This is a genomic window from Marimonas lutisalis (assembly GCF_005434965.1).
GTDB classification, from domain to species: domain Bacteria; phylum Pseudomonadota; class Alphaproteobacteria; order Rhodobacterales; family Rhodobacteraceae; genus Marimonas_A; species Marimonas_A lutisalis.
Map to the genome: position 1 here is coordinate 326,987 of NZ_SKCI01000001.1, position 22,596 is coordinate 349,582.

Sequence of the window (22,596 nt, forward strand, 5' to 3'; positions counted from 1 at the left end):
TGCAATATGCAATCTGCCTTCATAAAGTGCCGAAAAAATGATGGGGCGAGCGAAGAACATGGCAAATCCGGGGAAAGTTCTGGGCACGCTTCTTGCCGTGTTGGCGGCGGTGACGGGTTTGGCGGCCACATATGGTGGCCTGATGTTCGCCAAACACGAAATGGACATGCTCCACCTGATTGACATCGTGTTGCGCCGGGTCGACGGGCAATTGCCACATTTCGACTTCATGACACCGCTGGGAATCTGGGCGTTCGAGCCTTTCGTGATGCTTCACTGGGCCGGTCTGGAGCTGGGCGCGGCGCTGGTCTGGGGCCAGGTGATGGTGGCGGCGCTGTTGCTTCTGCCGGTCTGGTGGGTGGGGATCAGCCGGATGAACACCGGTCTGGCGATCGCCTTTGGCGTGATCGTGCTGCTGCTGGCGGTGGCGATGGTGCATGGCGAGACCGATGTGAAACCGTCGCTGTCGATGCACTACAACCGGTGGGCCTGGGCGGTGGCGTTCCTGCCGCTGGCGCTGGTGGCGTTGCCGGCGCGGCGGGACAATCCGGTGCTGGACGGGCTGGTGATCGGGGCGGCGATGGCGGTGCTGGCGCTGCTGAAGGTCACCTATTTCGCGGCATTTGCGCCGGCGGTGGTGCTGGGCCTGGTGCTGCGCGGGCAGATGCGCGCGCTGGGCATCGCGGTGGTGGCCGGGCTGGTGATTGCCGGGGCGATGACGCTGGCCTACGGTTTCGGGTTCTGGGGCGCCTACCTCGGTGACCTGCTGACGGTGGCGGGATCGGAGGTGCGGCCGTCGCCCGGGGCGGGCTGGGCGCGGGTGGCGCTGTCGCCCGACTATGCCGCGGGCACGCTTCTGGCGGTGGCGAGCGTGCTGCTGCTGCGGACCCGGGCCAAGGCCGATCCGGTGGGCATCATCCTTTTCGTGATGCTGCCGGGCGCGATCTACGTGACCTTTCAGAATTATGGCAACGATCCCTATTGGCTGCTCTTGTGGGGGATCGTCCTTCTGGCGCAGCCGCGGGGCGAGGAGGTGGGCTGGTCCACGCAGGCGGTGGGCGGCCTGCTGGCGCTGGCGCTGATCGCGCCGGTGGCGCTGAACGTGTTCTACAGCCCCGTTCGGCAGGCGACCCTGCCGGCAAGCGTATTCATCCCGGTGTTCCCGGGGCAGGCGGGGCGCGAGGACGTGCTGGCCGTCGAGGCGCGGGTGGAGCGCGAGCAGGTGCGGATGCCGGCCTATGGCACCGAAGGCGATTGCGAACTGTCCGGTGGCGCGATCGGCTGGATGCGCGGGCTGGTGGACGAGGTGGATGCCGGCGGGTTCGCCGGGGAGAAGGTGTTCGTCGCAGATATTTTCAACGCGTTCTGGCTGTTTGGCGCCTATGCGCCGCTGAAGGGGGGCGCGCCGTGGTACTATGACGGGCTGCCCGGGTTCGACGAGGCGAGCATCGTGGTGGTGCCGCGCTGTCCCACCGATGCCGAAGCCAATGCGCGGATCGTCGAGATGATCGCGGCGCAGGGCGTGCAGATGGTGCCCGCGCACGAGGGCGAGCGGATGGTGGTTTACCGCCTGGCGCGGTGAACGCGGCATTTTTCGGGGCGATTTTCTGTAACACCGATCACGCTGGCCAGCTTTTTCGGGCCTCGCTACCAGGCCTGCGACGGCCGAGGTGATCACGATTTGCGTAACGCGGCGGGAACACCCGCGTGAAGCGTGAGTTATGTTTCCAAACTGTCTTTTAGATGTGATATAAGTTATTGATAATAAATGTTTAATCGGCATTTCTCAGCCCAGGAGCAAAAATGCTCCGGGACCTCGCGATTCTGCACGAACCGGTGAGTGCACGTGTTTTGAAAAGCCTCGGGGCGAGGCGCATCTTGGTTGCAGATCACACAGGATCGCAACAGCAACCAAGACCAGCCTCGTTAAAGGAGAAAGACCATGAAAACCGCAATCACCGCCATCGCCACCACCCTTGCCCTGGCCACTGGCGCCGCCGCCATGGTGGGCCCTTATGAGCGCGCCGTATCGCAGAACGCGTCGGGCCCGCTCTTTACCGAGGGCACGGCCGACTATGTGCCGGCACCCCGGTCGTCGAGCCCGGAAGCCGAGTGGACGTATGGGGACGAGAAGAAGATTACTGTCTTTTCGACCAAGGGCAGCAACACCAAGGCCGACCATTTCGGCGTGAACGGGCGCTGAGCCCGGCATCACAGGCAGAACGGCGCCCGGGGGACGCCCCGGGCGTTTTGCCTTTGGGATCAGGCGCCGAAGAAGATGCCGAGGCCGATATAGAGCGCCAGCGTCGAGCCGAGGCTGAGCCCCATCGGGAAATCCCACCCGCGTGACCAGCTTTCCCATTCCGGCGCAAGGCGGCGCAGCGGCGTGTGCTTGGCCAAGCGGTGGGTGGCGAAGGCTGCGAGAAGGTTTGCAGCGAAGAGCGCGAGCAGAAGCCGGAAATCGCCGAGCATGATGAAGGGGGCGGCGGCGGCGGCGAATTTCGCATCACCTGCGCCGACCATGCCCGCGGCATTGATGAAGATGCCGATGCCGAGCACGATCAGAAGCTGTGCGAGCTGCCACAGGTAGACCTGCCAAGGCATCAGGAAAAGCCCGAGCACGAGAAAGACGGCGGCCAGCGCGATGACCGCCTTGTTGGGGATGCGCATGGCCTTCATGTCGGACCAGGCCACCCAGAAGCAGATGGGCCAGATGAAAGGCGCGAACCAGAGCGCGGACTGGGCCGTGATCTGCATCTGCGTCAGTTGGTGACGTTCGATTCCAGCGCGCGCAGGCTGCGCACGGCGGCCTCGAAATGCTGGGGATGGGTGTCGATCGCTTCGCGCAGAAGGCCCTTGCCGATCTCGACATCGCCTTGCTTGATCGCCGAAAGGCCCAGCGTATGCAAGAGCTGGGCGCGTTCGGTCTGATCCATCGGGATGACCGGCAGGTTGTAGTTGCGCTGGGCGCCACGGGCCAGGACCATGTTGTTCTTGGCGGTGAACAGCGTCTTGTCCTGGGTGATGGCTTCGCCGAAGAGCCGCTCGGCCTCGGAGAAATCGCCGCGGGTCAGCTTGGAATAGCCCCAGTTGTTGAGCACGCCACCCGGCCGGGTGGTGAGGCCAACGGCGATTTCATAGAAGCTGTCGGCCTTTTTCCATTCCTTGTTGGAATCGGCCACCATAGCTTCGAGGCGGTAGCGTTTGAAGGTTTCATGGGTGGGCGGCACCGAGTCGAGCGCGGTTTCGGCGCGTTTCCATTCGCCCGCGCGGATCAGCGCATCGGCCAGGTCGACGCGATCGTCGTCGGTGGCGCCGTCCATCTTGACCAGTTTTTCGTAGGCGGTGACCGCCTCGGTCGGGCGCTTGGCGCGAACCAGCGACTGGCCCAGCCCGCGCTGCAGGTCGGCCCGGTCGGGCTGTTCAGAGGTGGCGCGCTTGAAATAGGTTACGGCCTCGTTCGGGTCGGCCACCGTGAGCATGATGTCGTTCAGGTTGCTTTCGTCGACCACGTTGACGTTTTGAAGCGCGCGATCGACATCGCCGTTTGTGGTTTTGTCACACGCGGAGAGAAGAACCGCGCCCGACAGGCACAGGGTAAGAATCTTGTACTGGCGCATGTTGCCTGCGTCCTTTTACTGCCTCAGCCTCGTTTTTCTTTTCATGGTATCTGGCGGATCAGGAAATCACTGCTGCCACGCCGTACCAATTTGTATTCTTGTTCTTGGTTTTCATCATAGTCCGGATTTTCGATTTTTGCGAGTGCTAACCGCAAATTATCGCGGATTGAGTCACTTTGGCCATTGTCGAGCGCATAGGCGCGCCGGAAAACGTGCGCCGCTTCGGGATATTCGCGTTTTTCAAGCAACACCACGCCCAGGTTGTTCCAGATTTCCGGGATCGCGCCATCTTCCTTGATCGCGCGGCGCAGCAGCGTTTCCGACTGGCCGAGCCGTCCCAGCCCGAGATTTGCGGTGCCGAGCGCGGAGAGCACATCAACGGTCAGGCCGTGTTCGCCCGCGGCGCGGGTGAAGGCTTCGAGGGCAAGCTCGTATTCACCGGCCTGCATCAGGCGATGACCGACGACGAGCCCGTCAACGGCTTCGGCGCCGGGCTTGATGCCGGGCGCGAACGGGTCGTCGCCCCGCGGGCCGAGGCCCGGGCCGCAAGCCGCCAGCGTCAGCGCGCCGGCAAGACCGAAGATGAAGGTTCGTCTGCTCATGTCCCCGCGTGAACGGCGATTGTTTTCCAGCTGTTTACGACAAGCGGAGGTGGATTTTAAGAGAATTCGCGCCGGCCCGGGCGTTCTGGGCCCGGACCGGCGCGTTCTTGCATCACCTTGGCCCCGGGCGACCGGGGCCAGGCGGGATCAGTTCGACATGTTGCCCAGCTGGGTGATGCCGTGGACCGACGGGCCGACAAGGATGATGAGCAGCGGCGGCACGGTGAGGAGCATCGTTGCCAGCGTCATCTTGGTGGGCAGCTTGTTGGCCGCTTCCTCCGCGCGCATCACGCGCTTGTCGCGCATTTCACCGGCATAGACCCGCAGCGCATCGGAAATCGGCGTACCGAAGGTTTGCGACTGCACCAGAACGGTCACGAAGCTGGCCACGTCCTGCACGCCGGCGCGTTCGGAAAGGTCGTTGAGCACGGCGGATTTGTCCTTACCGGCCTTCATTTCATGCGCGACGATCTCGAACTCGTCCGACAGGGCGGGGTAGGAGGCGCGGATTTCGCGGGCCACGCGGATGATCGCCTGGTCCATCGACTGGCCGGCCTCGACGCAGACGAGCATCATGTCGAGCGCGTCGGGAAAGCCGTTGGTGATCTCTTCCTGGCGGGCCTTCTGGCGCTTCTCGACCCAGTACTTGGGCAGCATATAGCCCGCGGCGCCGGGGCCGAGGATATACATCAGCGTTTGCTGGGTGTTGGTTTCACCGCCGGACTTGAAGGCGATGAAATAGATCACGCCGAAGATCAGGAACAGGATCCCAAGAGCGAACTGCGCGAAGTGGAAATAGCGCACGGCGTCGCGGTCGCGATAGCCGGCCTGCAGCAGTTTGAGCTTGATGCCGGCGAGCTCTTCCTCGGACTTGGGTTCGAGGAAGGCGGCGTATTTCTCGAGCTTGTCGTTGCGCTGCTTGGCGCGCAGCTTGTCCTGGATCGCGGCCGCGTTCTTCTTGGAGGAGCGCTGTGATTTCTTGAGCTTGTCGAGCGGATCTTCTTCCTTGTGGAGGAAGATCGGCAGGGTCAGCACGATCATAACCACACCCAACAGGCCCACCGCCATCAGAGGCCCCATCGGTCCGAGGAGATCTACCAGCATATCATTGATCTTTTGCATCACGGATACTCCCGGGGGTTACACTTTGATATTGGTCAGCCAGCGCATGACGATCAGGTTGAGCGTCAGGAAACCGGCAACGAACAGACAGGCGGGGATGAAGTAGGGGTGATCCATCACCTCGTCGTAGTAATGCGGGTCCATCACGTTGATCGCGATGAGGGCGAACACCGGGAAACCCGACAGGAACTTGCCCGACCACTGTGCTTCGGCGGTGATCGCCTTGACCCGGCGGAACAGTCGGAAGCGCGAGCGGATCACCTGCGCGAGGCCGGCAAGGATCTCGGCCAGGTTACCGCCTGACTGCTGCTGGATCGACACGGCCACGGCGAGGAAGCGCAAATCCTGCAGCTCGATCCGTTCGGCCATGTCCTTCAGCGCCTCGCCCATGTCGCGGCCATAGGCGGATTCGTCAGCGATGATGCCGAATTCCGAGGCCAGCGGATCCTTGATCTCTTTCGAGACGATCTGGATGGCCGAGGAGAACGGGTGGCCGACGCGCAAGCTGCGCACCATCAGTTCCACCGCATCGGGAAGCTGTTCCTCGATCATGGACATGCGCTTCTTGGCCTTCGAGTTGACCCAGAAATAGATGCCGCCCACGCCCATCACCACCGACATCACGGCGCGCACGGGCAGAGAGGTTTCGGTACCCACGGTCAGGCCCATGAAGGCGACGCCCGACAGGCCCAGCATGATCATGATCAGCTGCCGGGGCGAGAACGCGATCGCGGCCTTCTGCGCCTTGGAGGCGAGCAGCGAATAGAGCGGAATTTTCCGCGACTTCATGTGCTGGCTCATCTCCTTGCGGAGCTTCTCCATCACCTCTTCGCGGTTGGCGCCCTTCTCGAGCATGTCGAGCCGGCGATTGACGCGGTTGTTGAGGGAGATCGACTTGCCAAAGACCGTGAGATACAGGCCTTCGACCAGTACAAGCACGCCAATGAAGATCAGCCCGTAGATAATCGGTTCTGCGCTGATGAACATGACCGTTTACTCCGCTGCCAGGGTGGGTTCAAAGATCGAGGGCGGCAGATCGTAGCCCCACAGGCGGAAGCGTTCGGAGAAGTGCGAACGCACGCCGGTGGCGGTGAAATGGCCGATGATCTTGTTATCGGGCGTAAGGCCGACGCGCTGGAAGCGGAACACTTCCTGCATGGAAATCACGTCGCCTTCCATCCCGGTGATCTCGGTGATCGAGGTCATGCGACGCGAGCCGTCCTGGAGGCGCGAGGCCTGCACGATGAGGTTCACGGCCGATGCGATCTGCGAGCGGACCGCCTTGAGCGGCATTTCGATGCCGGCCATGGCGATCATGTTTTCCAGACGGCTGATACCGTCGCGCGCGTTGTTGGCGTGGATCGTGGTCATCGAGCCGTCGTGGCCGGTGTTCATGGCCTGCAGCATGTCGATCACTTCCTCGCCGCGCGTTTCGCCGACGATGATGCGGTCGGGACGCATCCGCAGGGCGTTCTTCAGACAGTCGCGGGGGGAAACCTCGCCTTTGCCTTCGACGTTGGGCGGACGGCTTTCCATCCGGCCCACATGGGTCTGTTGCAGCTGAAGTTCCGCCGTGTCCTCGATTGTCAGGATGCGTTCGGAGTTGTCGATGAACGAGCTGAGCGCGTTGAGCGTGGTGGTTTTACCGGAACCGGTACCACCCGAAACGATGACGTTCAGCCGGCAGGCCACGGCGGCCTGGAGATAGGCGGCCATTTCCTCGGAAAACGCGCCGAAGCGCACGAGGTCGTCGATCCCGAGCTTGTCCTTCTTGAATTTACGAATGGAGACCAGCGAGCCGTCGACTGCGATGGGCGGCACCATGGCGTTGAAACGCGAGCCGTCCTGGAGACGGGCGTCAACATAGGGGTTCGATTCATCGACGCGCCGGCCCACGGCCGAGACGATCTTGTCGATGATCCGCATCAGGTGCTTTTCATCCTTGAAGGTGATGTCGGTCAGTTCGAGCTTGCCGGAGCGTTCCACGAAGATCTGCTGCGGACCGTTGACCAGGATATCGTTGACCGAGTCATCCTGCAGAAGCGTTTCGAGCGGGCCAAGGCCCTTCACTTCGAAATAGAGCTCCTTGTTGAGCTGGGCGCGGTCCTCGCGGTTGAGGACAACGGCCTTCTGGTTCAGGACCTCGTTGGTGATCTCGTTGATCTCGGAGCGCAGGTCCTGCTCGGTCGCGGTGTCGAGCGCGGCGAGGTTGAGGTTTTCCAGCAGCTCGCGGTGCAGTTCGAGCTTGAGCTCGGCCATGCGTTCCTTGCGCTTCTGGTCCTTGTCGGCCGTGGCCGAGCGGGCGGCAACCTGTTGAGCCGGTTTGCGCATCGACGCCGGAGGCGGCGCGCTGGCGGCTTCGCCCTCGGGCTTTTTCCGGGGGAGTTCAGTGACCTTGCCTTCGGCGGGCTGGTTGCCCTTGGCCGGGGCTGCGTCGTTCTTCTTGTAGCGCGAAAACATCCCTGTTTACCCTCCTCAGGCGGCCTCGGCCTCGTCCTGCCCCAGTTCGTGGAGCGAAGTGGCCAGTTTTGCGATTTCCTTGCGCAGCGGGTTCTTGGCCGCGGCATTGGCCAGCGGCAGGCCGTGGTCGGCCCCCTGCGTGACCGGCTTGCCGCCATCGGGCAGCTGCAGTTCGATCGAAATGTCGAGGCTTTCGCTGAGCCGCTTGACCCGGCTCTTGCCGTTCAGATCGGTGAATTTCGGCGCGCGATTGAGCACGTAGCGCAGTTTCTCGACCGGCAGTTCCTCGGCCTGGAGGGCGCGTTTCACGCGCAGGGTGTTCTGGGCCGAACGCATGTCCATTTCCAGCAGGCTGAAATAGATGTGCGATTCGCTCAGCACCGCCTCGGTCCACTGCACCAGCGTCGAGGGCATGTCGACGATGACATAGTCGAAATGGCTGCGCGCCAGTTTCAGCACCCGGTTCACATCCTCGGAGGAGATGAGATCGAGCGGGAGCATCTCGGTCGGTGCGGTGAGCACCGAGAGTTTTTCCTCGTAGCCGACGAGCGCCTGTTTGAACACGTCGTCATCCATGCCTTCGGTATCGGACCACAGTTCATAGACGGCTTCGCGGCGGGGCAGGTCGAGATAGGTTGCGACCGAGCCGAACTGAAGGTCGAAATCGAGCAGGCAGACCTTGGGCGGATCGTTCTTGTCCACGGTGGCCAGTTCCCAGGCCAGGTTGACGGCCAGCGTCGTGGCGCCGGTGCCGCCGGCCAGGCCGTGCACGGCGAGAATCACGCCATCGCGGTTGCCCGGGCCGGAGCCGCCGACCGGCGCGGCCTGGATGACCACGGGTTCGGGCACCTCGGGTTCGTTCAGGCGTTCGATGGCGGCCTGCAATTCGTTTTCGGGAAGCGGGTAGGGCACGAATTCGTCGGCGCCCTGGCGGAGCAGCTGGTGCAGCGCAGCGGGGCTGACATCCTCTGCGATCAGGATGACCTTGATGCCCTTGGCCTTCGCGGCCTCGATGATTTCGCCCAGCATGACGAGTTTCTCCTCGTCGCTTTCGTCGATGGCGATGGCCACGAATTCGAGCGCCTCGGCCTCGGGCTGGTTGAAGAATGCCTTGGCTTCGGCGAAGCCGAGATCGCCCCACTGCTCACCGAGGGCCGTTTCCATATCTTCTATGAGAAGATCGAAATTCTGCACATCACGGCTGATGGTGCAGGCCAGCAGCGGGCTGAGATCCGATTGCAGCGTCTCGTTACTCGTCATTGCCTCTTGTCCTTTTGCTGTCAGGTCCGTGGGGCCGGGCTGCTCGGCCCGTCTGTCTGCCCCGGTGAACCCGGCCCTGATTCCTCATGGGGCACGGTCTTCCGATTGGGGACAATTTCATCGGCAAGTGGGGCAACATTAGGGCCAAAAGATCGTAATTGTGCGGTATATTAAGACGATCCCGGGGCCGGGGCGTGGATCGTTTCCATCGCTGAAGGCGCCGATTTTCTGCGCGCAAGTATCTGGAAATATTAACAAAAGAAAACGGGCGCCCAATCGGACGCCCGTTTTCGTGTTTCCTGTCGCCGACTTATTCGGTGGTCTGGAAGTCCGAGCCGGAGATGCCCGTGAGCGTCGTCCGCGGCACACCGCTGGCGATGTATTCGCGGTAGATGACCTCGGCGTATTTGCCGTCCAGAACCGACGGGTGGTTGCGCACGAAACCCGTCACTTCCGTCACGGTGCGGCGGTTGCGGCGTTCGCGGCCCTCGGTCACGATCAGCGGCTGGGTTTCCCCGTAGCTGGCCACGGCTTCGAGCCGCGAGCGCGAGATGCCCTGGCTGGCCAGGAAACTGACCACCGCCTTGGCGCGGCGCAGGCCCAGGGACTTGTTATAGGCGTTCGAGCCGACGAGATCGGTGTGGCCGTAGACCCGGAAGCGGATTTCTGGGAACTGGCGGATCCATTGCGCTTGCTGGCGCAGCACGTCGCGCGCGCCAGGATCGAGAACCGCCGAATCGAAGGCAAAGTTCACTGTCGACGGCACTTCCTGCGCGAAGCGGCTGGCAAGGCTGTAGACGTAGCTTTTCTCGCCCGACATGATCTGCGTGTTGTTCATCGTGGCGTTGCCGAAGTAGCCGCTATCGATGTTTGCCCCGGCTTCGCGGAAGAAACTTTGTCCGCCGGGGGTGTTTACCGCGCATCCGGCCAGGGCCAGAAGGGCGATCGGTGCAATGATCTGTTTCATTTTATAGTGCCCCCGTATTGTCTCAGTCCATCACGTAGCCGTAGGACCCGTTGAAATCCTGCTTGGCGACCTCGCCGGCGGCGCCGCGCGTCGGGCGGCGGCCATCACGGACCACCTTGCCATTCAGGAACAGGTCTTTTTCGGTCGGCGGTTTCACCCGGTCGGTGGGCAACGCCAGCGCCTCGCCCCGGGTGGGGGTGACGAGATGCGCCGTAACGATGATGACAAGTTCGGATTGCTCGCGCTTGTAGGAGGCGGAGCGGAACAGGGCGCCGAGAACCGGCACATCGCCGAGCCAGGGAACCTGGCCGTTGACGTCCTGGAAATCATCCTGGAGGAGACCGGCAATGGCGAAGCTTTCACCGTCGCGCATCTCGACCGTGGTCGAGGTTTCGCGGCGGCGGAAGGCGTCGATCGAGAAGTTGTTGAACGTCGCGGCGTTGGTCGGGTCGATCGAGCTGACCGCGGCCTCGAGTTCGAGGTTGATCAGGTCGCCGTCGACCACGCGCGGGGTGAAGTTGAGCTCGACCCCGAACGGTTTGAATTCGATGGTGATGGCGCCGTTGTCCTGTGCGACCGGGATGGGATACTCGCCACCAGCCAGGAATTTGGCCTCCTGCCCGGAAAGGGCGGTGAGGTTCGGCTCGGCCAGGGTGCGGACAACGCCTTTGCTTTCAAGGGCTTCCAGCAGAACGCCAACTTCGACCGCGCCGGCATTGAAGCCGAAGACCATGGCGCCGTTGTTCTCGGACACCGAGGGGATGTTACCCCCGAGCGAGGTGGCGACGCCGCCGGAGTTGTTGTTGGTGTTGGTGCCGCCGTTCACGCCGAGGCCGCCACCGAACATGTTGCCGTTCAGCGCCAGCGAAGTGGAGAGCGACTTCGACACGGTGCGCTGCATCTCGGCGAAGCGGACCTTGAGCATGACCTGCTGCACGCCGCCCACGCTCATCAGGTTGGAAACGCGTTCGGGCGCGTAGCGTTCGGCCAGATCCAGCGCGCGCTGGAGTCTCTGCGCCGAGGAAACGGTGCCCGAGAGCACGATGCCGTCATTGGCGGTGCGCACCTCGATCTTTTCGCCCGGCAGGATCTGGCGCAGGCGTTCCTTGAATTCGCTGACATCGGCCGAGACATGCACATCGACATTGGTGATGAGCTGGCCGTTGGCGTCGAGAATGGTCAGCGTGGTCAGGCCCGGCGCCTTGCCCAGCACATAGATCGTGCGATCGCTGAGCGAGGAGATGTCGGCGATCGACGGGTTGGCGATGCTGAGTTCCGCGAAGGGAACGTCGCTTTCGACCACGATTGCGCGGTTCATCGGAACCTTGAGGTTCGACGATGTGCCGCGTTTCACCACGGTTAGGGTTTCCGCCATTGCCACGTCGGGCACGGGCGCGAAGCCGATGGTCAGACCCAATAGGGCCGCTGTGAGAAATCTGCTCTTTTTCATAGTGACCTGCCTCTCCGATCACGCCTCATTTTCCGGGTCTTTTTGCCCGCATTTTGCGTGACCATGCGTTATTTTTGCTTTTCATGCAAGAATCAAAGGCTTCTGCGACCTTTTTTATGTGGATAACCGGCAACAGAGTCACGTTGCCGGGCCTTCAAGGCGAGACGGGGGCGCCGTGACGCCCCCGTCCAAATTTCGTTTTCCGGACATCCCGTGCGCCAATCAATTGGTGCAGGGGATCGGAATTTCGACCACCTCGGCACCGCGGCGGGTGCGGATGGTGCATTCTCTCTTTTCGATCACTTCCTCGACCACCGGCGCATCGGCAAGGCCCAGAAGCTCTTTCTGGTTCATTTCGACGGGGCCGTCTTCGGCCGACTCGCTGGGGTTGCCGACGAGCGTGAGCGACAGGCGGCCGGTGGATTGCGCCTGGTTGATGCGCAGCGCCTGGTTGCGGTTCACGGCCACGGTGACGGTGCGGGCGACATTGGCCTGGGCCACGTCGACATTCGCCGACTGGTCAATCGCGATCACGCGCAGGCCGGTCTCGATCAGGCGGGTCACCTCCTGCGAGCTTTGCTGGGTGCGGATCTCGCCGTTCCAGTAGACATCGACGAAGTTGCCGGGGCGCAGGAAGCCCGAAACGCCCGACGCGACATCGACCTTGATGGACGCGGCGCTCTGGCCGGAATGCAGCAGCGAGGTGATGCCGGCGGTTTCGCCTGGCTTGGTCAGCTTAACCGATGTCAGCGCCTCGTTCGGTTCGATCGCGCGCAGCATCATGCGTGGGCGATCATTGTCGGGAAACAGGGCCGCCTCTTCATAGAAGACGCCTTCGGGCTGAAGATGGATCGGCCACTTGACCTTGCGAACATCTTCAGGCTTGAGCACCTCACCATATTTCATGGGGCGATTTGCCACGTAGAGCTCGACCATGTCGACCATTCCGCCATTGGCGGCCCGCTGACGGGCAAGCTCGTTTTCGTAGGCGGCGAACTGGCTCTTGGTCATGTAGACCGCAAACCCGGCAAGGCCGAGCCCTGCAATCAGCACGAGTCCAAATACGGCGCGCATGATTATCCCTTTCGTTTCATTGGTGGCACCCGCGAGAGGCGGGCCTGCGATGGACGGTATCGCAGAAAGTCATCCCTTCTTGTTGCATCGAAATGTGACCAGAAAAGGGAGAAGGCATGGAGCTTCGACGGCAACCGGTGCCAGGCAGAGGCAGCTGGTGCAGGGCGTGTTCGATGCGGGAAGTCGAGAAGCGGAAAGCCCGGCTTTTCAGTCGGGCGCGGGCAGCAGCGATGTGGCCCGACATTCTGTCAGGGAATTTCAAGTCGGGTAATTTCAGGCGGCAGGTCAGAACTGCCAGTTGGTCATGTAGTCAGCGGTATCCGAGGACAGATCATTGGTGCTGCTTTCCATCATGCCGTAACCGGCCGACAGAAGCGTGACGACCAGGGCGCTGAGAACAACCCAGTCAACCGACACCGCACCGTCTTCCTTGGTGGCGAAGCGTTCGAACAATGCTTTCATGTCATGCTCTCCTGCTGGAGCGATCCGGACCAAGAGGCCGGGTCATAGCGTGGACCATTTTTGCAACGCTGTGCGGGGCGGTCCGGTTTCCCTGAAAAGGGCCGCACCCATTCGGGCACGGCCCCCTTGTTCGACGTCAAGTCGACCGAAACTTAGTTCGGTGCTTGGCTGCCCATGTAGGTCGCGGTCGAAGCGGTCAGGCCGGTGGCGCCCGATTCGATCGACGAGTAGGCTGCAACGGCCAGCCCCACAACGGCTGCGGTCAGCACAACCCAGTCAACCGTAACGGCGCCGTCTTCGTCTTTGCGGAAGTTTTTGATAAATTTGATCATGGTTCGTCCCTCCAAAGGATCAGTTCAGTTTCACACCTGTCTGGCAGTTCATCGGACCGTCTCTCTCATTGGCCCGTTGCCGTCTTGGTATGACCGTATATGGCCACCGGATTCGGGCAGGAATTGGGCACGAATTTAGCTTTTCAGGTGTATTTCGGTGTTGATCGTCAATTTTCACGCAAGTCATTGAAAACGCTTGTTTAAAAGCATGAAAAAGCGGTAAACGTGCGTTTTTTCGGGCCTCGGGCGTGGCAAATGTGGCATATTTCCCGGCGATTTGGCCGCCCGAACTGGCCAGATTCAGGGTTTTCTGCGATAAATCCATTAACGATAAAACGAGGCAGGACAGATCGCAGACATGCGACGCGCTATCAGCACGGCGGCCGCGGCCCTGATTGCAGGGCTGTGCGCGCATTCCCCGGCGACGGCCGAGCCGCCGCCTTTTCCGGAATTCACGTTCAAGCGGGTAAAGCCGCCCAAGTCGGGCGGCGGCAAACGCATCACCATTCAGATCAGCCCCGAGGATCAGCAGCGCGCCAAGCCCGCGGCAGTGCCGAAGCCCGACTCCAAGGCGGCGGCCAATGCGGTGAGCGGGCGTTACGCCTGGTTCTGGGAGGGTATCTCGCCCGAGTTGGAGAAGAGCGGCCCGGGGCGCCTGGAAGAGGCGCTCATCCGGATCGCCAACCCGCCGGGCGGCGCCGGTGGCGTAACGTCGCCGCGCCTGCAGGGGCTTCAGGATATCGCGCGCCTGCGCGGGGCCGACATCCTGCGCGCGACCGTGGGCACCGAGGTGTCGCCGGCGCTGGTGCTGGCGGTGATCGCGGTGGAATCGGGCGGACGGGCCGACGTGGTGAGCCATGCCGGGGCGCAGGGGCTGATGCAGCTGATGCCGGCCACCGCCGAGCGGTTCGGGGTGAGCGATGCCGGCGTGCCGGGTGACAATATCCGCGGCGGAGTGAGGTTTCTGGATTTCCTGATGAAGGAATTCGACCGCGACCCGATCCTGGTGCTGGCCGGATATAACGCGGGCGAGAACGCGGTGAAGACCCACAAGGGCGTGCCGCCCTTCGCCGAGACCCGCGATTACGTGCCCAAGGTACTGGCCGCGTTCAAGACCGCGCGCGGGCTGTGCCTGACGCCGCCGGAACTGGTGACGGATGGCTGCGTGTTCAATGTCGATGTGAACAAGGGCGGGTGACGGTGAAAGACGAGCCCCTGGTATTGCGGCTGGCGGGGGGATTCCTGCGCACCGATCCGGCGCTGGAGCGGCGCCTGGCCGGGATTACAGGCGACGGCACGCTGCGCGCCGAGTTGTTGCCGGTATCGGGCGAGGCACAGGCCCGCGTGGAGGCCGCACGGGCCGAGGGGCGGGCGGTTTACCTGGCGGGCGATGCCGCGCTGGCGGGGGAACTGGCGGCGCTGCACGGCCTCGATGGGGTGCAGGCGGGCCCGGGCGAACGTGTGCGGCAGAGCTGGCGCCTGCGCGACCTGATACGCGCGCTGAGGCCGCATCAATGGGTCAAGAACGTGCTTCTGCTGCTGCCGCTTCTGGCCTCGCACCGGTTCGAATGGGCGGCGCTGATGCAGGTGGCGCTGGGTATGGTGGCGTTTTCGGCCGCGGCCTCGTCGATCTATGTGGTCAATGACCTGCTGGACCTGGAGGCCGACCGGCTGCATCCGAAGAAATGCAAACGCCCCTTTGCGAGCGGCGCGGTGCCGTTGCGGGTGGGCATGGCGCTGTTTTTCCTGCTGGCGGCGGTTGCACTGGGGCTGGGCGCGGTGCTGGGCGGCACCTTTCTGGCGATCACGGTGTTCTACGTGGCGCTGTCGCTGGTCTATTCCTTCCGCCTGAAGCGGGCGCGCTGGGTGGATATCGGCGCGCTGGCCTCGCTTTACACGGTGCGGGTGGTCGCGGGGGCGGCGGCGGTGGACGTGACGACGTCGGCCTATATGATCGTTTTCGTCTTTCCGGTCTTCATCACGCTGGGCGCCGTCAAGCGGCTGACCGAGCTGACGCTGGCCAAATCCGACGAACGCCTGCCCGGGCGCGGTTATGGCCGGCCCGATCGCGGCGCGCTGCTCAACCTGAGCGTGGCGGGGATGGTGGCGGCGCTGGTGATCTTCTTTCTTTATACGCTGTCGGCGCAGGCGCAGATGCTTTACCCCGACCGGGTATTCCTGTGGATCGCGATGCTGCCGCTGGCCGGGTGGCTTTTCCGCATGGTGCGGCTGGGGTTCTACGGCAAGCAGGATTACGACCCGATCGTCTTTGCCCTGCGCGACAAGCGGGGGCTGGGCCTGATCATGATTACCCTGTCGCTGATGTTCTATGCCGCGGGTCTGTGGGCCGAGTGGTTCGGATTTTGACGCGGGCGTGGATGGGGGCGCTGCTCCCAAGGCGCAAAACGCGATGCATTTTGCGCCACCCCCGGGATATTTGGGGCAAGATGAAGGATCAGGGCGGTCCTAGATCGACAGTTTCTTGAAGATCGGTTCGGGGATCGAGCGGATGATCGTCATGATGTAGCGCCAGAAGAACGGCGTGTAGATCACGTTCTTCTTCTTTTCCACCGCCCGCAGGATGTCGGCGGCGACCTTTTCGGGGGGCGCGACGAGGAACATGCCCTCGATCCCCCAGGTCATCGCGGTATCGGTGAAGCCGGGTTTGACGGTGACGACATGGCCGCCCGCGCGGGTGAGCCGGTTGCGCAGCCCGGAAAGATAGGTGTGAAAGCCCGCCTTGGCGCTGCCATAGACATAATTGCCCAGGCGACCGCGATCGCCCGCGACCGAGCCCACGCCCACCACGGTGCCGCCGCCGCGCTGTTCCATCAGCGGCGCCAGCATTTGCAGGAAGCGGGCGGGGCCGGTGAAACTGTCGGTGATGGTGCCGTCGACCAGCGCGGGATCGGCATCGATATCGGCCTGGTCGGGCATGGAGCCGACGAAGACGGCGGCGTTGAGCATCCCCTCCTGATCGGCGAGCCGGTCGAGGATGGGGGCGAAGCTTTCGGGGGCGCGAGCATCGAATTTCACGGCCTCGGCCAGGGACGCGCCGCGCGCGGTGCAATCGGCGGCCTGGCGCCTGAGGTCGTCCATGTCGCGCCCGGCGAGGAACACGGCATGGCCGTCTTCGGCCAGCTTGCGGGACAGGGCGCGCGCCATCGAGGAGGTGGCGCCGAGGATGATCCAGGTTTCTTGCATGTCAGGCACTCCTCAGGTTCAGGCGGCGCACGAGATCGGTTTCGAGCTGGCGGTCGGGATCGGCCTTGCGGGCGGTTTCAACCCATTTCGCATGATCGGGGTACATGGCGCGGATCATGTCGCCATCGGCGAGCGAATCCTTGGCCAGGTAGACGCGGCCGCCGGCCGCGGCCGTGCGCTGCCCCAGGTCACGGATCAGCGCGGTGGCCTTGTCGCGGTTGGGGAAGTCGACGGCGAGGGTGACCCCCTCCATCGGGAAGGACATGAGCCCGGCACGCTCGGGGCCGAGGCGTTTCAGGACGGCGAGCGGCGAGGCCAGCCCGCTTTCGGCGATGGTCTGCACCATGCCGCGCAGCGTGGCGGTTTCGCTGTGGGGCAGGACGCATTGGAACTGGTGGAAGCCGCGCTTGCCGTAAAGCTTGTTCCAGTCCTGCACCCGATCGAGCGGAAAGAAGAAATCGGCGATCGAGCGGACGCGGGTGCGGCCGGATTCCGGGATGCGGGCGAAGTAGCGGGCGTTGAACGCCTTGACCACGGGTTTCGACAGGGTGAAGCGCGGGGCATCGACCGGCACCGATTTGGAACGGCCCTCTTTCGGGGCGGGATCGAGGCTGTGATCGGCCTCTTCCACGATGCCGCGGCCCAGCGTGGCGCCGCGCGCCGTGGCATCGAGCCAGCCGACGGTATAGGGCGCCTGGGAGGCTTCGAGCAGGGCGAGATGCTCGTCAAGATCGCCGGCGCGGCTTTCGCGCACCTTCATCGAGAGGCCGGGGCAGGGCGCCAGTTGCAGCGTCGCCGAGAGGATGAGGCCGGTCTGGCCCAACCCGCCCAGCGTCGCGCGAAAGAGGCCGGGATTGTTTTTCGGCGTGACGGTCTTGGCCTTGCCGGCGTGGATCATGCGGATGGCGGTGACATGGGCGCCGAAGCTGCCCGCGTTGTGGTGGTTCTTGCCGTGCACGTCCATGGCGATGCAGCCGCCGACGGTGGCGAAACCGGTACCGGGCATCACCGCCGGGATCCAGCCGCGCGGGGCGAAGAGGCGGGCCAGTTCGCCGATGGGCATGCCGGCCTCGACCTCGGCCCTGCCGGTTTCGGGATCGAAGGAAATGATCCGGTCGAGCCGGGTCATGTCGATGGCGCGGCCATCGGAATTCAGGCAGGCATCGCCATAGGAGCGGCGCGCGCCGATCGCCGGGGTCGGTGGCAGATCCTTAAGCGACGAGATACGTTCGGGGCGGGCGAGATCACCCTCGGCCACAAGGGCGCGGCCCCAGCCGCTGTAACGGTCGGATTTCCAGCGCATCATGCGCCTCCTTTCGATTTCTTTTCCGCGTGGGGGAAAACGGCAAAGCCGATGGCGATGGCGAACCACAGCGTGGTCAGGCGGATGACGGCGGTGGCGGCAATGGCGGCATCGGCGCCGACGCCTTCGACCATCAGCAGCGCTACCATCGCGGCCTCGGCCCCGCCGAGCCCGCCGGGCGCGCCGGTGAGGCCACCGGCAAGGGTAGAGAAGACAAAGATCATCACTGCCGTCCAGAAGCCGATATCGGCGCCCATCCACACAAGCAGCAGGTGGAAGGCATAGCCTTCGGCCAGCCAGCCGATGAGACCGAGGCCGGCGGCGAGCGACAGAGTTTGCGGGTGCGAGAACGCGCGCAGGGACTGGGCGGCGCGGCGGACGCGGGCGATGAGCCGGGGAAAGAGGCCGGTGGCACGGTAGAAGCCGGTGGCCAGCGTATGCAGGAGCGTGGGCCGTGTCACGATGATGGCGGAGACGAAGGCCAGCACGGCGACGGGCGCGGCCAGCGTTATGCCGCCCGCGGCCAGCGCCAGCGAGACGCCGAGGATGATGGCCATGGCGGCGAGATCCGAGGCGCGGTCGATCAGCACGAGCGGGGCGGTGCGTTCGAACGTCCAGCCGGTTTCGCGCCTGATCCAGCGCATGCGAATAAGCTCGCCTACGCGGCCCGGGGTGACCGACATGGCGAACCCGCCGAGGAAATGGCGGATGTTCTGGCCCAGTGTCGTTGGCAGGCCGAGCCGCCGGGCAAAGGCGTGCCAGCGCAGGCCGCGGAAGAGATAATTCACCAGGCTGAGCGCGAGTAACACGCCCAGCTGACCGGCGCCGAGCTTGCCCAGCTGGGCCATGGTTTCGGCCCAGCCGGTGGCGGCGGCGGCACTGACCAGCCCGGCGATGACAAGCGCGACAAGCCCGCCGAACAGGGCGAGATCGCGCCAGCGGCGCGGGGGCGTGGGGGCTGGATTTACGCTGCTCATTGTCATTTTGCCCCGATTTAGCGACGGATTGGGGCGAGATTATGAATTTGTTGCGAAACCGGAAACAAAAATGCGGCCTGCGTTGGTGAGGGCCGTGACGTGGCAGCATTTCGCTGAAGGCGGGAACTGACGTTGCGGCCTTTTCGCGAAAATTGAGCGATTCCGTGTTAGGGTGCGTCATGCGGTCGCAGCTGGTTCAGCTGCGGGCGCGAAAACCACGGAATGGCGGGTGGACCCGGAATGTGGCCGCCCGCCCAAGGGAGGTAAACATGAAACGAAGTGCATTTGTCGCCGGCGTGGCCGGTCTTGTCGCGTTGCTGGGCACCAGCGTCGGGGCGCAGGATTGCGATCATTCGAAATGGGGGGAAGGTGATGAGCTGGGATCGGCCAACCTGGTGACGCCCGAGAGGACGCTGGCCGCTGCGAAGCTGATCAAGCAGGGCAAGTCGATGCCGCTGGGCATCGTGATCGACTCGAGCACGCCGGCCTTCGCGCCGCGCTCGCTGAACCTGCAGGTGGTGCAGCCGAACCAGCAGGGCGGCCAGAAGCTGACCCAGTTCGGATATCCGGGCAACTATAACGATGACATCCTGCAGACCTGGGTGGGCATCGGCAGCCAGATCGACGGGTTGGGGCACCTGGGCGAAAAGGGGTATTACTATAATTGCCATGATGAGAAGGAAATCTCGGCCATCACCGGGCTGACAAAGCTGGGTGTGCACAACATCCCGCCACTGGTGGGCCGCGCGGTGATCCTGGACATGGCCAAGCATGCCGGTAAGGATTTCCTGGTTGCGGGGGACCATTTCGGCGAAGATGAGATCAAGGCCGCCGCCGAGGCGCAGGGCGTGAGTATCGGCGAGGGCGATATCGTGCTCTTCCACACCGGCTGGACCGAGAACATGCTGGAGGCCGAGCCGCAGGCCTGGGTGTCGGGCGAGCCGGGCATCAGCGTGAGCGGGTCACGCTACCTGGCCAGCCTGGGGGTGATGGCGGTGGGCGCCGATACTTGGGGGATCGAGCCGATTCCGCCGGCACCGGGGGACGGGGCGTTTTATGGCCACGTGGTGCTGCTCAAGGAAAACGGCATCTATATCCTGGAGACGATGAACACCGGGCCGGTGCTGCGCGAAGGGGTGAACGAGTTCATGTTCGTGTTGGGCCAGGCGCGTATCCGCGGCACGGTGCAGATGATCATCAACCCGGTGGCGCTTTACTGATCGCGGCCGGTCCGAAAACGGAAAGGGCGCCCGTTTGAGGCGCCCTTTTTCATGCCGGACGGGCCGGTTCAGACGATGTTGGCCTCGGTGGCGGCGATCACCTCTTCGCGGGTGACGCCAGGGGCCAGTTCGACGATGTGCAGGCCCTTGTGTTCCACTTCCATCACCGCGAGGTTGGTGATGATCATGTCCACGACGCCCTTGCCGGTCAGCGGCAGGGTGCATTCCTTCAGGACCTTGGTTTCACCGGCCTTGTTGGTGTGGTCCATGACCACGATCACGCGGCCGACGCCGGCGACAAGATCCATCGCGCCGCCCATGCCCTTGACCAGTTTGCCCGGGATCATCCAGTTGGCGAGATCGCCGTCCTGGCTGACCTCCATCGCGCCGAGGATCGCCATGGCGATCTTGCCGCCGCGGATCATGCCGAAGCTGGTGGCGCTGTCGAAATAGGAGGTGTGCGGCAGTTCGGTGATCGTCTGCTTGCCAGCGTTGATCAGGTCCGGGTCCTCGTCGCCCTCGACGGGGAAGGGGCCCATGCCGAGCATGCCGTTTTCCGATTGCAGGGTCACGTGTACGCCTTCGGGGATGTAGTTACTGACCAGCGTCGGGATGCCGATGCCGAGATTCACGTACATGCCGTCTTCAAGCTCTTGCGCGGCGCGCGCGGCCATTTGGTTGCGGTCCCAGGGCATGGTTCTAGCTCTCCTTCTTGGACTTGCGGCCGGTTGTGTCGAAAAGTTCCGGCCAAGTTTCTGCAAACGCCCGGAAATGTTCAAGGGCGTATTCCGGGGTCATGTGGATGTGATCCGCAGGACCCGGTGTTTTTTCGCGCGGCAGCGCCGCGGTGCGGGCCAGGCGGCGCGGGGTGAAGACGGCGCTGTCGCGCAGGTGATCGGGCTGGGGCACGATCCGGCAGGGCAGCTCGCGCGCCACGCGGGCCAGGGCATCATGCCAGAGCGGGAAGATCCGTGCGGCCTCGGGGTGGGCGGCAAGCGAGGCCATTTTCGAACTGCCCGCTTCGGCCAGATCGGTGACCAGAGGCTGCGGCGCATAGGCGAAGCGGCCATCGTCGCGGAAATATTTCATCAGCCGCCGCGCGGCCAAGTTAACGGCATTGCCGAGATAGGCGGCAAATAGCGCGGGCGAAATGTTGCGGGATTTGCCGGTGTCCGCCCAGCCCAGTACATCGGCCGCAGCCAGAAGGGCATTGAGCCCGATCATGCCGAAGGGCTGACCCACCACGAGGATGCCGTCCTGCGCGGAAAGGTCGATCTCGGTGGGCAGGGCGGTGTTGTGTTCGCCCACGGCCGCCAGAAGCCCGGTTTCATCATGGCGCGCCGATTTGAGATCGTGCCGGGGAAAGACGAAGAAGGACAGATCGAGCCCCGGGAAGGCCGCCTCGATCGCGGTGCGGGCCTCGACATAGGCGCCGACATGGGAATTGCCGATGATCGCCAGTTTCGTCATTTGCGAAACGCCTCGAGCAGAATTTCCTCGCAGGCGATTTCCTCGGCTGTCTTGGCGCTGTCGACATGGTAATTGGCCGGGGCGGTCATGGGCGCGTCGGCGCCGGCATGGGCCATGGCGAAGACGCCCAGCACGGTTTCCACGCCGTCGGGATGCGGATCGCGGCCGTTGCGGGCGAAATAGGGCCCGCCGGCAGCAGAGGTGGTGATGATTTCGTAGGCCGGGAAATAGTCGAAATCGGGGTCGGTGGCCTGCAATTCGCCACAGGCGGCGCGCAGCACGGATTTGGAATAGCTGGTCGCGCTGCCGACATGGCCGCCGCTGGCCGTGGCGGTAAGCGGCACGGGCGATACGGTGAGCAGGATGCGCGCAGCAAGGCCGTGGGCGCGCAACAGGTCGCGGGTGGCGCGCAGATCGGCCAGAACCTCGGCTTGGGTGAAGTTGTGGAACCGCACGGTTTCGGGATCGTACCGGCCGGCGACGGTGCCGGGCGCGGTGGGCAGGGCAAGGCCCGTGGCGGTGTCGATCCAGCATTCGGTAAGGCCGAGGGTGAAGACGACTAGCTGCGCCTGTTGCAGCACGTCGCGCAGCGCGGCGAGATGATCGGCGCGGGCCGTTTCCACCAGGTCGGGGGTGTCGAGCCCGTCGGGCTCGACCCCGGGGCGCAGCGCGTCGAAGAAACGGCCGTCACGCTCCCAGACAAGGGCGGGGCGGGGGCTGTCGGAGAGCGCGTCCTCGACCAGCTGGCGCAGCTGGCGGGCGGTGTAGATATTGCCGTAGCGCGCCGAGTAGACATCGTAACCGAATTCGCGTGCGAGGTTTGCGCCCACCAGATCAGCCATGCCTTCGCCCTGCAGCACGTGCCAGCCCGCGCGCGAGAGCGCGCGGTGCATGTGCTGGGCAAAGCAACTGCCCGCCGTCATCAGCGGGGTCTGCGGCGTGATCGTGAACTTGGGCGCATAAAGCGCCGCCACGGTCTCTTCGTCGGGCGTGCGCATGGCCGAGCGCCAGAACGCCGCCGCCGGCAGATCCTGATAGGGCGAGCGCCGGTCTGTCGGGCGCCGGGGCATCGC

General features: G+C 63.9%; 23 protein-coding genes. 5 read left to right on the forward strand and 18 right to left on the reverse strand.

Annotation, left to right across the window (positions count from 1 at the left end; translation table 11 throughout):
- Positions 1-58: 58 nt before the first annotated feature.
- Positions 59-1,582, forward strand: a complete 1,524-nt coding sequence (locus tag E0501_RS01620; protein ID WP_137699600.1) for a hypothetical protein — start codon at positions 59-61, stop codon at positions 1,580-1,582.
- A gap of 360 nt (positions 1,583-1,942) precedes the next feature.
- A complete protein-coding gene (locus tag E0501_RS01625) occupies positions 1,943-2,203 on the forward strand; it encodes a hypothetical protein (RefSeq protein ID WP_137699601.1) in 261 nt (86 codons plus the stop codon).
- 59 nt (positions 2,204-2,262) lie between these two features.
- Here E0501_RS01625 and E0501_RS01630 read toward each other — a convergent pair whose 3' ends face one another.
- From E0501_RS01630 to E0501_RS01680, 12 genes are all read right to left on the reverse strand, one after another.
- Positions 2,263-2,757, reverse strand: a complete 495-nt coding sequence (locus tag E0501_RS01630) for a prepilin peptidase (RefSeq protein ID WP_137699602.1) — start codon at positions 2,755-2,757, stop codon at positions 2,263-2,265.
- Between the two features lie 5 nt (positions 2,758-2,762).
- Positions 2,763-3,620, reverse strand: a complete 858-nt coding sequence (locus tag E0501_RS01635; protein WP_137699603.1) for a tetratricopeptide repeat protein — start codon at positions 3,618-3,620, stop codon at positions 2,763-2,765.
- Between the two features lie 41 nt (positions 3,621-3,661).
- On the reverse strand, positions 3,662-4,222 hold the full coding sequence (locus E0501_RS01640) for a tetratricopeptide repeat protein (RefSeq protein WP_137699604.1): 561 nt from the start codon (positions 4,220-4,222) through the stop codon (positions 3,662-3,664).
- A gap of 147 nt (positions 4,223-4,369) precedes the next feature.
- Positions 4,370-5,344: a type II secretion system F family protein gene (locus E0501_RS01645; RefSeq protein WP_137699605.1), complete on the reverse strand. Its 975-nt coding sequence runs from the start codon at positions 5,342-5,344 to the stop codon at positions 4,370-4,372.
- 18 nt (positions 5,345-5,362) lie between these two features.
- Positions 5,363-6,331 carry a type II secretion system F family protein gene (locus E0501_RS01650; RefSeq protein ID WP_137699606.1) on the reverse strand — a complete coding sequence of 323 codons (969 nt, stop codon included), beginning with the start codon at positions 6,329-6,331 and terminating at the stop codon, positions 5,363-5,365.
- A 6-nt stretch (positions 6,332-6,337) separates the two neighbouring features.
- Positions 6,338-7,804, reverse strand: coding sequence for a CpaF family protein (locus E0501_RS01655; protein WP_137699607.1), 1,467 nt, complete (start codon positions 7,802-7,804; stop codon positions 6,338-6,340).
- Between the two features lie 15 nt (positions 7,805-7,819).
- On the reverse strand, positions 7,820-9,064 hold the full coding sequence (locus E0501_RS01660) for an AAA family ATPase (RefSeq protein WP_137699608.1): 1,245 nt from the start codon (positions 9,062-9,064) through the stop codon (positions 7,820-7,822).
- 310 nt (positions 9,065-9,374) lie between these two features.
- Positions 9,375-10,031 (reverse strand): OmpA family protein, encoded by a 657-nt coding sequence (locus E0501_RS01665; RefSeq protein WP_137699609.1) that lies wholly within the window; start codon positions 10,029-10,031, stop codon positions 9,375-9,377.
- A gap of 22 nt (positions 10,032-10,053) precedes the next feature.
- Entirely contained in the window at positions 10,054-11,481 is a 1,428-nt protein-coding gene (locus E0501_RS01670) for a type II and III secretion system protein family protein (RefSeq protein ID WP_137699610.1), read from the reverse strand.
- A gap of 222 nt (positions 11,482-11,703) precedes the next feature.
- A complete protein-coding gene (gene cpaB / locus E0501_RS01675) occupies positions 11,704-12,555 on the reverse strand; it encodes a Flp pilus assembly protein CpaB (protein WP_137699611.1) in 852 nt (283 codons plus the stop codon).
- 285 nt (positions 12,556-12,840) lie between these two features.
- Positions 12,841-13,017 carry a Flp family type IVb pilin gene (locus E0501_RS21250; protein ID WP_170222759.1) on the reverse strand — a complete coding sequence of 59 codons (177 nt, stop codon included), beginning with the start codon at positions 13,015-13,017 and terminating at the stop codon, positions 12,841-12,843.
- A gap of 152 nt (positions 13,018-13,169) precedes the next feature.
- Positions 13,170-13,349, reverse strand: coding sequence for a hypothetical protein (locus E0501_RS01680; protein WP_137699612.1), 180 nt, complete (start codon positions 13,347-13,349; stop codon positions 13,170-13,172).
- A gap of 358 nt (positions 13,350-13,707) precedes the next feature.
- Between E0501_RS01680 and E0501_RS01685 the strand changes: the two genes are divergently transcribed.
- On the forward strand, positions 13,708-14,547 hold the full coding sequence (locus E0501_RS01685; protein WP_137699613.1) for a lytic transglycosylase domain-containing protein: 840 nt from the start codon (positions 13,708-13,710) through the stop codon (positions 14,545-14,547).
- 2 nt (positions 14,548-14,549) lie between these two features.
- Positions 14,550-15,716 (forward strand): UbiA family prenyltransferase, encoded by a 1,167-nt coding sequence (locus E0501_RS01690; protein WP_235857724.1) that lies wholly within the window; start codon positions 14,550-14,552, stop codon positions 15,714-15,716.
- Between the two features lie 99 nt (positions 15,717-15,815).
- On the opposite strand, the gene E0501_RS01695 is transcribed toward E0501_RS01690, so the two are convergent.
- From E0501_RS01695 to E0501_RS01705, 3 genes are read right to left on the reverse strand one after another with little or no spacing between them, the layout of a single operon-like run.
- Positions 15,816-16,553, reverse strand: a complete 738-nt coding sequence (locus E0501_RS01695; protein ID WP_137699615.1) for an SDR family oxidoreductase — start codon at positions 16,551-16,553, stop codon at positions 15,816-15,818.
- Position 16,554: 1 nt separating this feature from the next.
- On the reverse strand, positions 16,555-17,856 hold the full coding sequence (locus E0501_RS01700; protein ID WP_137699616.1) for an FAD-binding oxidoreductase: 1,302 nt from the start codon (positions 17,854-17,856) through the stop codon (positions 16,555-16,557).
- A complete protein-coding gene (locus E0501_RS01705) occupies positions 17,856-18,833 on the reverse strand; it encodes a lysylphosphatidylglycerol synthase transmembrane domain-containing protein (RefSeq protein ID WP_235857725.1) in 978 nt (325 codons plus the stop codon). The genes E0501_RS01700 and E0501_RS01705 overlap by 1 nt, the downstream gene beginning before the upstream one ends.
- A gap of 269 nt (positions 18,834-19,102) precedes the next feature.
- Between E0501_RS01705 and E0501_RS01710 the strand changes: the two genes are divergently transcribed.
- On the forward strand, positions 19,103-20,053 hold the full coding sequence (locus tag E0501_RS01710; protein WP_137699618.1) for a cyclase family protein: 951 nt from the start codon (positions 19,103-19,105) through the stop codon (positions 20,051-20,053).
- 68 nt (positions 20,054-20,121) lie between these two features.
- On the opposite strand, the gene E0501_RS01715 is transcribed toward E0501_RS01710, so the two are convergent.
- The 3 genes from E0501_RS01715 to E0501_RS01725 are packed head-to-tail and all read right to left on the reverse strand — an operon-like array spanning position 20,122 to position 22,593.
- On the reverse strand, positions 20,122-20,748 hold the full coding sequence (locus E0501_RS01715) for a CoA transferase subunit B (protein ID WP_137699619.1): 627 nt from the start codon (positions 20,746-20,748) through the stop codon (positions 20,122-20,124).
- 4 nt (positions 20,749-20,752) lie between these two features.
- Positions 20,753-21,523, reverse strand: a complete 771-nt coding sequence (locus E0501_RS01720; protein ID WP_137699620.1) for a hypothetical protein — start codon at positions 21,521-21,523, stop codon at positions 20,753-20,755.
- On the reverse strand, positions 21,520-22,593 hold the full coding sequence (locus tag E0501_RS01725) for a GSCFA domain-containing protein (RefSeq protein WP_137699621.1): 1,074 nt from the start codon (positions 22,591-22,593) through the stop codon (positions 21,520-21,522). The genes E0501_RS01720 and E0501_RS01725 overlap by 4 nt, the downstream gene beginning before the upstream one ends.
- Positions 22,594-22,596: the final 3 nt, after the last annotated feature.